Genomic DNA, 12602 nt, shown 5'->3' on the forward strand with positions numbered 1-12602 from the left:
GCGGCTCGGCTTCGGGGGCGAACAGTCGGTACGACGACGCGTTCTGGATCATTTCGGTGTCGAACTGGGTCGACAGGATGCTGTTGACCCGGATGCGCCCCAGGGCAGGCGGAGACCGGCGAGAGGGGACTCCGCGCAGTCGTTCACCGGGGGCCGCTCGGGGTTCCCCCGCCGGGTGATGGCGACGTCGATGGGGCCGGTGCGGCCGCTGCGCGGCGCGGTGCGGTGGGAATGGTCGCCGGACGGCTTCGGTACCGTGCCGCGGGCGGCCAGCAGCGGCTCGCCGTAACCCTGGACGCACTCCGGATCGGGTCCGTCGAGTGGCAGCCCGGTAAAGAACTTGGCGGCCATGCAGCCACCCTTGCAGGTGTCGTAGAACGCGCAGGAGCGGCAGGCCCCGCCCTGTTGCGGCTCTCGCAGCCGTCGGAAGAGCTCGGAGTCGCGCCACACCCCTGTGAATCCACCGGGGCGACGGACATTCCCGGCCAGGAACTCGTCATGGATGGCGAACGGACAGGCGTAGACGTCACCGACCGGGTCGATCAGGCACACCACCCGCCCCGCGCCGCACAGGTTGAGCCCCGGCAACGGTTCCCCGAACGCCGAGAGATGGAAGAACGAGTCGCCGGTCAGCACGGATGCGCCGTGTGCGACCAGCCAGTCGTACAGCTGACGCTGCTGCTCGGAGAGCGGACGCAGATCGTCCCACACGTCCGCACCACGGCCGGACGGGCGCAGCCGGGTCAGCCGCAGCTGCGCGCCGTAGTGGTCGGCGAGTGCCTTGAAGCCGTCCATCTGCGAGATGTTGTGCCGGGTGCACACCACCGACAGCTTGAAGTTCTTCATCCCGGCGTCGGCGAGGTTGCGCATCGCGCGCAGCGCGGTGTCGTACGAACCGGCCCCGCGTACCGCGTCGTTGACCTCGGCCGTCGCGCCGTCCAGCGAGATCTGTACGTCCACGTAGTCGTTGCGGGCCAGCCGCCGTGCGGCCTCGGGGGTGATCCGCACGCCGTTCGTGGAGAACTTGACGCCGACGTGGTGGGCGGTGGCGTAGTCGAGCAGCTCCCAGAAGTCGGGGCGTACCGTGGGCTCGCCGCCGCCGATGTTGACGTAGAAGACCTGCATGGCCTCCAGCTCGTCTATCACCGCTTTGGCCTCGGCCGTGGTCAGTTCGCGCGGATCGCGGCGGCCGGAGCTGGACAGGCAGTGGGTGCATGCCAGGTTGCAGGCGTAGGTGAGTTCCCAGGTCAGGCAGATCGGAGCGTCGAGGCCGTATTCGAAGAGGTCCACCAGGCGTGCGGCGGGCCTCATCGTCTCGGGAGGTGCGGTCATGAGCTCCGGGTCCTTTCGACCAGCATCGACGACTGGGCCAGTACGGCCAGAGCCCGCCCGTAACGGGGAACGTCCCCGTCGGCGACACCGGCCGCGGCGCAGGCCGCCCGCGCGGTGGGCGCTGTCGCGAGCGCCTCGACCACAGCGAGCAGCCTGCGGTCCTTGAGGAAGGAGAGTCTGCGGGTGCCGAAGTGGTACAGCAGTGCCCCGAACGGCTCCGGCCGCACCGAGACCTGCGGGTGCAGGTGCCAGGCGGTGTCCAGGTTCAGCGTGGTCATGTGTGCGGCCTAGTAGACGCCGCACATGCCATCGATCGAGACCTCCTCGACGAGGTCGTCGGCCTCGATGAGGGAATCGGGCGACGTGGTCTCGACGAGGTCCTGCGGTTCGGTTCCGGTGGAGGTGATGTCGTTCATGCGTCTCTCCTCTGAGTACGGAAACGCCTGCGTGCGCAGGACTCTTCGGCTCATCGTGAGATTATTGGCATGTGGTGTCAAAAGACTAGGCGTCGTACGCCGGCAATTTCCGCCAAGCTGAACAAAGGGCTTGTGCCGCGCAGTTGGGGCGGCTTGGATCCCGTACTCATGGAACAGACCCCCCGCACGTTCCCCGCCCCTTCCCAGCCGCTGGGCGACCGTCGACCCGACGTCGTCGTGGTCGGTGCCGGGGCCGCCGGGGCCGTGCTCGCCGCGCGGCTCAGCGAGGACTCCGATCGCGCTGTGCTGCTGCTGGAGGCCGGGCCGATACCCCGTGGCGCCGTCGGGTTCGGCGCGGCGCTGCTTGACGCGCGCCTCGTTCCCGGAGCGCAGCCCGGCCACTTCGCCGCCAGCGCGTTTCCCGTGCACCTCACGCCTCGGCGCCCGTGGACGGTGCCGCGCGGCCGGGTCCTCGGCGGCTCGACGACGGTCAACGGCGGCTACTTCGTACGCGCCCGGCGCGAGGACTTCGACCGCTGGGCCGCAGTGGGCAACCCCGCCTGGGCGTACGACAGGGTGCTGCCGTTCCTGCGGGCCCTGGAGACCGACCTCGACCACGGCCCGAGTGAACTCCACGGCGACCAGGGCCCGATGAGAATCCGCCGCGCCTCCTTGCGGCACCCGGCCGCCACCGCCTTCCGTGACGCCACCCGGGCCCTCGGCTTTCCCGCCGACCCCGACAAGAACGACCAGGCGCCACCCGGCTTCGGCCCGGTGCCCTCCAACTCGGTGGACGGGGTGCGCCGCAACACCGGCCTGAGCTACCTGCCGCCCGAGGTGCTCGACCGTCCCAACCTCACAGTGCTGGGCGGGTGCCCGGCCCGTCGGATCGTCATCGAGCACGGCCGCGTCACGGGTGTCGTCGTCGAGCGCGACGGTGAGCGAATCACTCTCGACGCCGGGACCGTCGTACTGAGTGCCGGCGCCTTCGCCACCGCGCAGCTGCTCCAGCTCTCCGGTATCGGTCCGCGTGCCGACCTCGAGCATCTCGGTATCCCCGTCGTCCGGGACGCCCCAGCCGTCGGCACCCGCTTCAGCGACCATCCCCAGCTCACTGTGGACTGGCGGCCCCATCACGATCTGAAAGAGCCGTCCGAATCCTGGCTCGGTGGCTGCCTTCACCTCCCCGCGACCGAAACACCCCACGGACCGGGGGAGTTGGAGATCCTCCAGTCCCTGATCCCCATGGCCGGGCTCGTCGGCGGGGCCATGAGCGTTCCCGGTGCCCCACTGTCGTTCCTCGTCTCCGTCCAGACTCCCCGCCCGATCGGTCGCCTGCGCCTGCGGTCCACCGACCCCGCAACACCCCCGCGCATCGACTACGCCTACGTGGGCACCCCTGACGACCGACGCCACCTACGTGAGGCGGTGCGTGTCACCGCAGCCCTCCTTGCCACCTCGCCCCTGGCCGACCTCTCGTGCGGTCCGCTCGACCCGGGCCATGACGTCCTCGAAGACGACCGTGCTCTCGACCACTGGATCAGCGACCGCCTCGGCACCGCTCACCACACGTGCGGCACTGTCCCGATGGGTCCCGCCGACGACGCCGAGCACGCTGCCGTCGATCAGTTCGGCCGCGTCCACGGCGTACGAGGGCTGCGTGTGGCGGACACCTCGATCCTGCCGGACGCGCCCCAGCGCGGGCCCGCGGCGACCGCTGTCCTGATCGGCGAGATCGTCGCCCATGCGATGCGGCACGAACTGCCCTGAGCCGTGGTGGTCGGCACACTCGACTTTTGCAGACTCTGCATCTTTGCGTACTATGCAAAATGTGAGCAAGGAGAATTCCGGAACCGGCGGCAGACGTGAGCGGAAGAAGCAGGCCACGCGCGCTGCCCTGGTGGCGGCGGCGGTCCGCCTTGCGGCAGAGCACGGGGCGGAGAACATCACGGTCGATGCGATCAGTGAGGCGGCGGACGTATCTACGCGCACGTTCTTCAACTACTTCGATTCCCGTGACGAGGTCTTCGTCATGATCGGCGCGGAGTCGAGTGCCCGGGTCCGCCGTGCCGTGCTCGAAGCGCCGTCCGGGCTGACCCCGTTGGAGGCGCTGCGCGAGGCCATGGCGGCGGAGTTGGAAGAAATCGAGCAGCAAGAGGAGTTGTGGCGCCTGTTCGCCGAGGTGATGGGCAGGTCGCCACATCTGCTGGCGCGGAGCCTCGGTGCCCACATGGCCGATGAGATCGCTCTGGCCGAAGCACTCGCCGAGCGTATCGGTGTCGGTCCACCGTCGTCGTTCGCGGATCGGGGGACGTCCTCCCCAGCCGAGGAAGAGCAGCGGCGGCGGGCGCCGGGCCTGTATCCGCGCCTGCTGGCCGCAGTCGGCGGCGCGGCCGTCCGCGTCGCCGTCGAGCACTGGTGCGTCAGGCAGGACGAACTCGTTTTCGCGGAGGTTTTCCGCGAGGCGTTCGAGCACCTTGCCGCCGGGCTTCCGGCGCCGCTCGAAACTTCCTGATATCCCGCGTGTTCCTGGGCACCGCCGTACGCCCCGTGCGTGCGCGAGACGCCCACCGTAGAACGTCGAAGCTTTGAAAGAGATGATGTGAACTCATCAGCGGCGCCGGCAGCGGCGTCACCGACCTCCATGTCCGACCGGCAGATACTCCAGGCCATGTCCGGGCTGATGGCCGGCATGTTCGTCTCCATCCTGGCCGGCACTGTGGTCTCCAACGCGCTGCCCCGGATCATCGCCGATCTGGGGGCCAGCCAGTCCTCCTACACCTGGGTCGTCACCGCCGAACTGCTGGCCATGACGGCGACGGTGCCGTTGTGGGGCAAGCTGTCCGACCTCTACAACCAGAAACTGCTGCTCCAGCTCTCCCTGAGCCTCTTCGTGGTCGGTTCGCTGCTGGCCGGGTTCTCCCACGAGGTCGGGCTGCTGATCTTCAGCCGCGTGGTGCAGGGCATCGGCGCGGGTGGTCTCACGGCCCTGGCCCAGGTCGTGATGGCGGCGATCATCCCCCCGCGTAGGCTGGGCAGGTACGCCGGAATCTTCGGCGCCGTCTTCGCCGTCGGCACCGTCGCCGGGCCGCTCATCGGCGGTGTCCTGGTGGACACGCCCTGGCTCGGCTGGCGCTGGTGCTTCTTCGTCGGCGTCCCGTTCGCGCTGCTGGCCATCGCGCTGCTGCAGCGCACCTTGAAGCTGCCCACCGTGCGCCGAGAGGCGAAGATCGACTTCCTGGGTGCCTTCCTGATCGTCGCGGGCGTCTGCGCGCTGCTCATCTGGGTCTCGCTGGCCGGGAACGAGTTCGACTGGGCCTCCTGGCAGACCGCCGCGCTGACCGGTGGGGGCGTGGTGCTGTTGGCCGCCGCGGTCCTCGTCGAGGCACGTGTCGACGAGCCGGTCATTCCGCTGCACATCTTCCGCAACCGCACCGTGACGCTGACCACCATCGCCAGCCTGTTCGTCGGCGTGGCCATGTTCGGCGGCAGCGTCTTCCTCTCGCAGTACTTCCAGGTCTCGCTGGGCAAGTCCCCGACGATCGCGGGCCTGATGAGCCTGCCCCTGATCCTGGGCCTGCTGCTCTCCTCCACGCTCGCCGGGCAGGTCATCAGTGCGACCGGTCGGTGGAAGGTGTACCTAGTGGCGGGCGGCGTCACCATGACCACGGGCCTCGGACTGCTCTCCACGATCGGACCCGATACCCACTTCGGTCTCCTCAGCGTCTACATGGCGGTGATGGGTATCGGCGTCGGCATGTTGATGCAGAACCTGGTGCTGGCCGCGCAGAACGACGTCCCCGCCGCCGAACTGGGCGCCGCGACCTCGGTGTTGTCCTTCTTCCGCAGTTTGGGCGGCACTGTCGGCACCAGCGTGCTCGGCGCCATCCTCGCCAACCGCGTCGCGTCCGAGATGACCAAGGGCCTCAAGGAAGCGGGCGCCCCGGCCGGTGGCGACCAGGCCGCTCATGGCGGAGTCCCCGACATGACCGCCTTGCCGGCAGCGATGCGGGACATCGTGGAGCACGCCTACGGGGTCGCCACCGCCGACCTCTTCCTTGTCGCCACACCCTTCGGGCTGCTCGCCGCGATCGCCGTGCTGTTCATCAAGGAGAAGCCGCTGAAGACCAGCAGCGGCATGGAGCGGCTCTCCGAGGAGTCCGGACGCGCAGGCAGGGCGGTCGTGGACGGCTCCCCTCGGCACATGGACCCGGCGCCCGCGACCGATGCGGATTCCTCGCCTGCTGAAGTCAACTGACCCGGCCGGGCCACCGGTTGGCCGAGTGCGCGCACGCTCCCAGCAAGGTCATCCGGACGGCCTCCGCCCGGGGATCGGCGAGCACCTCGGTACGGCCGACATGCAGCAGGACCAAGTCGGCGACCGCCCCGACCGTGACCTGTCGGGGCGGTCCGCCGGGATCGTGCAGAGGGCTCAGATACGCGTCGAGGGCGGCGGCCGGGGCGAGGGCCTCCTGCGGGGCGAGGACCTGCGCGTCGGGGGTCGCGCGTCGTACGGCCGCCGCGATGACGACCCATGGGTCGAGGGGCCCGTAGGGAGCATCGGAGGACAGGGCCAGACGGACACCACCCTCAAGGAGAGACCGGCAGCGATAGAGGTCCGCGTGATCGAGTACGGGCACGTCGCGGGCGTAGTCGTCGCCGCGATCGGTGAGGAAGCCGGGCTGAGTCACCACCCGCAGTCCCAGTGCGGCGATGTCACCGATCAACTCCCCGGGAACCAGGGCGGCGTGTTCGATGCGGTCACCGGGCAGGGAACCCGTCTCCCGCAGCGCCACCAGCAGCAGCACGAGCGCCTCGCGGGTCACGGTGTGCACGGCGACGGCACGGCCGACGGCGTGCGCCGCACGGACGCGCTCGACCAGGTCGTCGAGCGCGGGCAGCCCCGAGTCAGCCAGGACGATCTTGTACGGGCCGACAGCGGGGTGGCGCGGCGAGGAGTCGTCGAGCACCGCGTCGAGCGGCGCACCCAGCAGGAGAACTCGCTGCGGGAGCAGTCCGGTCGCCATGTCGTCGGCGATCGCGGCGATCGCGGTAGGGGCGAGGTCGGGCGTGGCGTCGGTGACCGAGGTGACACCGAATCGGGCGAGTTCCTCCCCGACGGCGGCGAGCCCGGGCGGACGGGTGCGGGGAAGTCGGCTGCGCAGCCAGTCGTCGGCGCGCCACAGCCGGCCGGTCGCAGCGCCGTCGGCGCCGCGTTCGATGCCGGGATCGGCACCGGCGGTGAGGGACATCGACGTCGCGGCCAGGGAGTTGAGCATCCACAGGGCGCCGCTGCGGTGCTGGATGCGCACGGGGCGGTGCGGATGGATCCGGTCCAGCGCGGCCGCGTCGAGGTCTCCGGCGACCGTCTCGTGGTAGCCGACACCACGGATCCATCCGTGCTCGTCGGGGGCTGCCGACGCGAGTGCCGCGGAGAGGGAGGCCCGGTCTCGCACGGCGGGCGGTCCGCACCGGACCGACTGCCGGTGCGCGGCGAGAGCGTGCAGATGGAGATGGTGGTCGGCCAGGTGGGGTAGCAGCAGGCCACCGCGGCAGTCGATGGTCTCTTCCCGGGGGCGGCGCGACAGGGTCGGCGCGACCTCTGCGATACGTCCGTCGGTGACACGAACGTCGGCTCGGCGGCCGGCGACGAGTTCGGCGTCGTGCAGGAGTACGTTCGCGACGCGGCGGAGGTGGCTCACGGCGCGGGGATTCCGAGACCGCGCAGCACCTCGGCGGTGTGCTCGCCCATGGCGGGTGCGTCGCCGGCCGGTTCGCGCCGCCGGGGACCTGCGACGGGGATCCGTCCGGCGTTCGTCTCCACCACCCATCCCCTGGCTGAGCGTCGAGCGGCAGCGGCCGGTTCTGGCCGTCGCTCGAGTGTGGAGCGGACAACGTCGGTCATCGCGATGTCGTGGAGGAAACCGCTGCCGTCGGCGGGTGCGGTCAACGCGCGGGCGGCAGCGGTGAGTCCGGTCAGCGGATCGGCGATGGCATCGCCGCAGAACAGCGGGGTGCCGTCCGCCTCGCGGGCCACGAGTCCGGCGGCGGCCGCGACATCGTCGCCGAACCCGACCCGTTCGCTCGCACGCCCGGCGGCGGTGAGCGAGATCCAGGTGGTACCGGAGGACACCGCGGCATGTGCGTCGAGCCCGAAGCGGGCCAGCGCCCGGGGGCGGGACGCCTCGATGACGATGTCGGCGGCGGCGACAAGTGCCGCCAGGGCACGCCGACCTGGCGCTGTATCAGGATCGAGGACGACGGACTGGTGTCCGGCGTGCAGGAGTTGGTAGAAGTCGGGTTGCCCGCGGCGGGCCCCGTCCGGGCGGCTCGGTGTCTCCACCTTGACCACATGGGCCCCGGCCAGGCCGAGCAGGTGGCCGCACAAGGGCCCGGCCCACAAGGCGCTGAAGTCCACCACGAGGAGACCGCCGACCGGCCGGGGCACCAGCGCAGACGGCGATGCGGTGGGCCGGGCCGTGCCGGACGAAGCGACCGGCGCGGCGGCGAGCCCCAGCAGCGCGGCCCGCTCCGCCAGTACGCCCCCGCTGTGACCGCGCAGCCAGGAGGCGACAGCGGGCCAGGGGTCGTCTGTCAGTTCGGCGCCGACCATGGCGCCGAGCAGCGCCGGGTCGTCGGGGCGGGCGCAGGACACCGCCGCCCAGCCGTCGGCGGTGGGGAGCAGTCGGCAAGCGCCACCCACCGAGGTCCGGCCTTGGCATGAGCGGCCGGTGAACGCGGCCCGTTCGGCGAGCAGCCTCGCACCGTCGACCCGCACGGGCGAGGAAGTGCGGGCCGTCGACTCGTAGATCCGGTCGGACAGTTCGCGGGCACACGTCGCCGCACGTCCAGGAGGCACGAGGTGAGGTCCGCCCGCTCGTCCCGTGAGCGCCACGATGCCGCTGGACGCCCAGTCGGCCAGGGGATCGGCGGCGAGGCTCATGGCGATGACCAGCAAAAACCCGTCATGACAATGGACACACGGCCGACGATACACTCTCGGTCCTTTGCCGTGAGCCTGAAGGAGTGCGGGTTCCATGCCGTCCATGACCATGATCAGCCCGACCCAACTGGCGGCCGGTACGGCGCACACCCCGTTGCTCGATGCGAGCGCGCGGCCCATGACACCCGTGCTGGCCGTCAGCCTCGACGAACCCACCATGCCGGAAGTGCTCGCCACCGCGGCCCGCCGCGCCCGGGAATGCGACCGCATCCTCATCGGGGTCTCACAGGCCGCTCACGGTGGGATGCCTCCCGGGGCGCAGCCGTTGGCGGCGGCCCTCGACCTGACGCTCACAGGGCACGAACCGCCGTCGATCGACCGTGCCTTCGTCTCCGTGCCCACCCCCGCCATCGCACTGGCCGAGATCACGGCCGCCGTCACGGGCAACCCGCACGCCGCCCTCGTCCTGGCCGCCCTCCTGCGCATGACCGAATCCCTCCCGGTGCGCGATGCCCTGGACGCGGAGTCGCTGGCCTACTCCACCTTGCTCGGCGGCGCCGAGTTCCACCGCTGGCTCGCCGCACGAGGCCCGCGTCGGCACACCCCGCCGGTGGCGGAACCCGTACTGGTCGCCCGCGACGGGGACGTACTGGAGGTGATCCTCAACCGGCCGGCGCGGCGCAACGCCTATGACCGGCACCTGCGGGACGCCCTTGTCGAGGCCCTCACGCTTGCCACGCTCGACGACACCGTCTCCCGCGTGGTGCTCAGGGGCGCGGGCCCCGCGTTCTGCTCGGGCGGTGACCTGGACGAGTTCGGCACGGCACCGGACCATGCCACCGCCCACCTCGTACGCACCCGGGCCGGCGCCGGCCGGCTCCTGTACGAACTGAGTGACCGGGTGGAGGCGCGGGTGCACGGCACGTGTGTGGGTTCCGGCATCGAGCTGCCCGCCTTCGCCGCAACGGTCCGGGCCGCCCCCGGCACCACGTTCCGGCTCCCGGAGATCGGCATGGGGCTGATTCCCGGGGCGGGCGGTACCGTCAGCATTCCGCGCCGCATCGGGCGGTGGCGGACTCTCCACCTGGCGCTCACCGGCACGGTTCTCGACGCGCCGACCGCACTCTCATGGGGGCTGATCGACGCGCTTGACATGGCGTCCGACGACGGCGAGGACCATGCCCATGGAGCGTGACCGGCAGTGCGGTGAAATCCGCAGGATCCCGCAGATCGGGGGCCCGGGCCCGCGATCTGCGGGCCACGTTCCGGCAGACGCTCAGGCTCACGTCATCCGCGGCGTCCTCGGTGTTGGGGAATGTCGGGGGATGCGCTGCTGGGTGTCATCGGTGCGCGGTACCCGTCAGCTCAGGGCCGGGGCGGTGGAGAAGGAGTGTGCGCCGCCGGCCACGATCGCGCGGTCCGTGCCGGCCCGGGTGTCCGCGGCGGCGGACCCGATCGCCGACAGGCTGCCGGCGGGGTGCCGGTTCATGGCCGCGCCGGGGACCCCGAGCATGCCTGCGGCGACCGCGGCGTATCGATGCGGCGATGCCTTGTTGTAGGTCGGCGGAGGTCATGGTGACGGGCTGGGCGAGTGCTTCCCATTGGGGTGAGGCTTCGAGTCCGGCGGTTGATTGTTCGAGGCCTGTTTTGGTGAGGCGCAGGGCGATGGGTCCTGCTTGTGCGATCTGGCGGGTGATGTCGAGGGAGTGTGCGGGGGCGTCGTGCCAACCGTTGGATGCTCTTCCAGCGCATCGCATCGGACAGCGCATTGAAGACCTCGGTGGGATCGACGGATTCCCGTCGCCGGAGTACTCGTCCCGGTCGATGGCGGACAGCACGTGACGAGGCGGCTGCTCCCGATGGTCGTCAGGACGGGGCGATGTCGGTGACGAATGCCGAGGGTGTCCCGGCCGCGCAGGATCGAGCCCACGGCTGTAGCCGAAGGTGGATCCCACCCCTGGGCGGCGCGTCCTATGCGGGAACCAGTACGGGTGCCCTCGTGATCCCGTTCTGTTTCTGGGGGCGTGCGGTCTGGTCGCGGCGGGTGGCGAAGACGTAGAGGCGCAGGACGAGGAAGCGGCCTATGCCGGCGAGGCCGGAGGCGCTGAGGTAGACGCTCTGCTCGGTCAGCATGCTGGGGGAGGGTTGCACCACGTGGAGGGCGAATACCGCGATGCTGGTAGCGAGGTAGGCGGCCGTGGCCGAGCTCGCGGACTGCCAGTGCTCGCGCCATCCGGCAGCGCGGCCCTTGCCGAACGTGAAGCGTGCGTGAAGTTCGGTGCACAGCAGGGTGGAGACGACAGTGATGATCGCGTTCGAGACTGCCCAGGGCACCGTCGTGGCCAGCAGTGGCACCGCGAAGCTGGAGAGGACTCCGATTCCGCCGCCGAAGATCACGAACCGGATGAAGGAGCCTAGGGGGCCGGGGGTGGCCGGGGCCGTCATCTCGGGCTTCTTCGGCGAGTTCATGACGTTTCCTTCCGGAGAAGCGGTGCCTAGGGCATCTAATTACTTGACTCACTCAATCATAAGGCGATTGCTTGACTTACGCAAGTGCATCTGAAGTCTCTCGGGCGGACGGGCGGAGGGGGCCGCGGCGGGGGTTCGGACAAGCCCCGTGTCGTACGCCCTGATCGCGGCCTGCGTACGGTCCTGCGCGCCGAGTTTGGCGCGTACTCGGCCGACGTGTTTCTTCACCGTGGACTCCGTCAGGGCGAGCCGTGGGGTGATCTCGCAGTGGTGCATGAAGAGGCGCTCGGTGAGGGCGTCACCGGCCAGGGGGCGGCGATCGCCGCCCCGAGCGGCAGGACGTACCCCCTGGCGCCGCGACGATCACGGTCAACAAGGGCGCGCACCAGGGCGTGATCAATCTGTCGGTTCGCCCTCGTGGTGAGGCCTGGACCGGTAGATCTTCTTCCGTGACGCGAGCTCAACTGACGGACGCAGAGCGGGAGTTCACCGGGCCGGACCTGCCGATCGGCGAGTACGGCCCGTATCCCGAGCGGTAATGGCAGCAGGCCGAGAATGCGACCTGGCGGTTTCGGACCGGCGGACAGGGGCGGGAGATGCCGGAGGAGTCTGGTGCCTGGTCGACCGTCCACAACCGCTTCCGGCAAGGGCGCGACGCCGGCGTCTTCGAGGCTCTGCCGGAGGGTCTGACCGCGGAAGCGGCGAAGCGGGGTGAGGCGGACCTGCCCATGGTCGGCATCGACTCCGCCACCGGGCGTGCTCACCACGACGCGGCCGAGGTGCGTCAGGGCGGGGATGTCCACGGCACACTGGAGAAGGCTGCTGCCGAGGCGGAGAAGGCAAGGTCAAAGGGGCAGTCTCGACGAACAGGACGGACAGGGCGCCGAGATCGATCCTGAGTGGGAGGAGCGTCGACGCATCCGGTGCCGGTCAGAAATCCCGTTGAAGACCGCCCTCCCGGGACGCTCCCAGGGCGGGCGGACCGGCAAGGTTCGCCTGGGCGTCGACCGCAAGCGCCGCCCGCTGGCGTTCGGGCTGACCGCAGATCAGGCCGCCGACGGCCCACAGTTCATCCCGTGCTGGGGAAGATGCGGGAAGCTCTCGCCTTCGATCGAGCGGGGCCTCTCCCGTCGAATCCCTCCTCCGCCGCCCAGCTGCACGCACCACATCCCGCTCGCCGCCACTGCCGAGGAACCGTCACGTTCCTGCGACTTGATCGGCCGGACAGGTCCCAGCCGATCGACCGGGTGTGGCGCCTGACCTCCGCAACCCCGGTCGTGTCTGGGCGGTCGCGCACGTGCGTCCCGCCGCTTCGGCCGTGCTCGGACGACGGCGCGATGGTCGCGCCGTCGGTGGCGTGGCCGCGTCCATATGAACCGGCCCCGGATGTGCGCCGGATCCGGGGCCGGCCGACGACCGGCGAGCAGATCGGGTGTCCGTTC

Annotated in this window: 11 protein-coding genes and 2 pseudogenes; 5 read left to right on the top strand and 8 right to left on the bottom strand. The window is 70.4% G+C overall.

Translation table 11 applies throughout. The features are described 5' to 3' along the window. Window positions 1-48 precede the first annotated feature (48 nt). The 3 genes from mftC to mftA are packed head-to-tail and all read right to left on the bottom strand — an operon-like array spanning window position 49 to window position 1748. Window positions 49-1332, bottom strand: a complete 1284-nt coding sequence (mftC, locus tag ACZ69M_RS33525; RefSeq protein ID WP_470055788.1) for a mycofactocin radical SAM maturase — start codon at window positions 1330-1332, stop codon at window positions 49-51. Then, a complete protein-coding gene (gene mftB / locus ACZ69M_RS33530) occupies window positions 1329-1610 on the bottom strand; it encodes a mycofactocin biosynthesis chaperone MftB (RefSeq protein ID WP_470055790.1) in 282 nt (93 codons plus the stop codon). The genes mftC and mftB overlap by 4 nt, the downstream gene beginning before the upstream one ends. 9 nt (window positions 1611-1619) lie before the next feature. Continuing rightward, window positions 1620-1748 (bottom strand): mycofactocin precursor MftA, encoded by a 129-nt coding sequence (gene mftA / locus ACZ69M_RS33535; protein WP_470055792.1) that lies wholly within the window; start codon window positions 1746-1748, stop codon window positions 1620-1622. Between the two features lie 168 nt (window positions 1749-1916). Here mftA and mftG point away from each other — a divergent pair, with 168 nt between their 5' ends. The 3 genes from mftG (at window position 1917) to ACZ69M_RS33550 (ending at window position 6006) form a co-directional block, all read left to right on the top strand. Beyond that, complete coding sequence (gene mftG / locus ACZ69M_RS33540) at window positions 1917-3518, top strand: mycofactocin dehydrogenase MftG (RefSeq protein WP_470055794.1); 1602 nt, start codon at window positions 1917-1919, stop codon at window positions 3516-3518. Window positions 3519-3570: 52 nt separating this feature from the next. Next, on the top strand, window positions 3571-4263 hold the full coding sequence (locus ACZ69M_RS33545; RefSeq protein WP_470055796.1) for a TetR family transcriptional regulator: 693 nt from the start codon (window positions 3571-3573) through the stop codon (window positions 4261-4263). A gap of 129 nt (window positions 4264-4392) precedes the next feature. Then, window positions 4393-6006 (top strand): MDR family MFS transporter, encoded by a 1614-nt coding sequence (locus ACZ69M_RS33550; protein WP_470056196.1) that lies wholly within the window; start codon window positions 4393-4395, stop codon window positions 6004-6006. On the opposite strand, the gene ACZ69M_RS33555 is transcribed toward ACZ69M_RS33550, so the two are convergent. Then, window positions 5999-7450, bottom strand: a complete 1452-nt coding sequence (locus tag ACZ69M_RS33555; protein ID WP_470055798.1) for an amidohydrolase family protein — start codon at window positions 7448-7450, stop codon at window positions 5999-6001. The genes ACZ69M_RS33550 and ACZ69M_RS33555 overlap by 8 nt on opposite strands. Next, a complete protein-coding gene (locus tag ACZ69M_RS33560) occupies window positions 7447-8691 on the bottom strand; it encodes a CoA transferase (protein WP_470055800.1) in 1245 nt (414 codons plus the stop codon). Before ACZ69M_RS33560 ends, ACZ69M_RS33555 begins: the two co-directional genes overlap by 4 nt. Before the next feature lie 94 nt (window positions 8692-8785). Here ACZ69M_RS33560 and ACZ69M_RS33565 point away from each other — a divergent pair, with 94 nt between their 5' ends. Beyond that, window positions 8786-9886, top strand: a complete 1101-nt coding sequence (locus tag ACZ69M_RS33565; protein ID WP_470055802.1) for an enoyl-CoA hydratase/isomerase family protein — start codon at window positions 8786-8788, stop codon at window positions 9884-9886. Between the two features lie 165 nt (window positions 9887-10051). Here ACZ69M_RS33565 and ACZ69M_RS33570 read toward each other — a convergent pair whose 3' ends face one another. The 3 genes and pseudogenes from ACZ69M_RS33570 to ACZ69M_RS33580 all read right to left on the bottom strand — a co-directional run. Then, complete coding sequence (locus ACZ69M_RS33570) at window positions 10052-10204, bottom strand: hypothetical protein (RefSeq protein ID WP_470055804.1); 153 nt, start codon at window positions 10202-10204, stop codon at window positions 10052-10054. 458 nt (window positions 10205-10662) lie between these two features. Continuing rightward, entirely contained in the window at window positions 10663-11160 is a 498-nt protein-coding gene (locus ACZ69M_RS33575; RefSeq protein ID WP_470055806.1) for a GtrA family protein, read from the bottom strand. 135 nt (window positions 11161-11295) lie between these two features. After that, window positions 11296-11424, bottom strand: a pseudogene (locus ACZ69M_RS33580) (LuxR C-terminal-related transcriptional regulator); the annotation flags it as partial. A gap of 305 nt (window positions 11425-11729) precedes the next feature. Between ACZ69M_RS33580 and ACZ69M_RS33585 the strand changes: the two are divergent. Beyond that, a pseudogene (locus ACZ69M_RS33585) lies at window positions 11730-12059 on the top strand (hypothetical protein); the annotation flags it as partial. Window positions 12060-12602 lie beyond the last annotated feature (543 nt).

It is taken from the genome of Streptomyces sp. NPDC107454 (assembly GCF_055582885.1).

Coding starts and splice junctions, on each gene's coding strand:
- mftA (WP_470055792.1), bottom strand. CDS start 1,748: ATGAACGACATCACCTCCACCGGAACCGAACCGCAGGACCTCGTCGAG.
- mftC (WP_470055788.1), bottom strand. CDS start 1,332: ATGACCGCACCTCCCGAGACGATGAGGCCCGCCGCACGCCTGGTGGAC.
- ACZ69M_RS33560 (WP_470055800.1), bottom strand. CDS start 8,691: ATGAGCCTCGCCGCCGATCCCCTGGCCGACTGGGCGTCCAGCGGCATC.
- mftB (WP_470055790.1), bottom strand. CDS start 1,610: ATGACCACGCTGAACCTGGACACCGCCTGGCACCTGCACCCGCAGGTC.
- ACZ69M_RS33545 (WP_470055796.1), top strand. CDS start 3,571: ATGCAAAATGTGAGCAAGGAGAATTCCGGAACCGGCGGCAGACGTGAG.
- mftG (WP_470055794.1), top strand. CDS start 1,917: ATGGAACAGACCCCCCGCACGTTCCCCGCCCCTTCCCAGCCGCTGGGC.
- ACZ69M_RS33550 (WP_470056196.1), top strand. CDS start 4,393: ATGTCCGACCGGCAGATACTCCAGGCCATGTCCGGGCTGATGGCCGGC.
- ACZ69M_RS33570 (WP_470055804.1), bottom strand. CDS start 10,204: ATGCTCGGGGTCCCCGGCGCGGCCATGAACCGGCACCCCGCCGGCAGC.
- ACZ69M_RS33565 (WP_470055802.1), top strand. CDS start 8,786: ATGCCGTCCATGACCATGATCAGCCCGACCCAACTGGCGGCCGGTACG.
- ACZ69M_RS33575 (WP_470055806.1), bottom strand. CDS start 11,160: ATGAACTCGCCGAAGAAGCCCGAGATGACGGCCCCGGCCACCCCCGGC.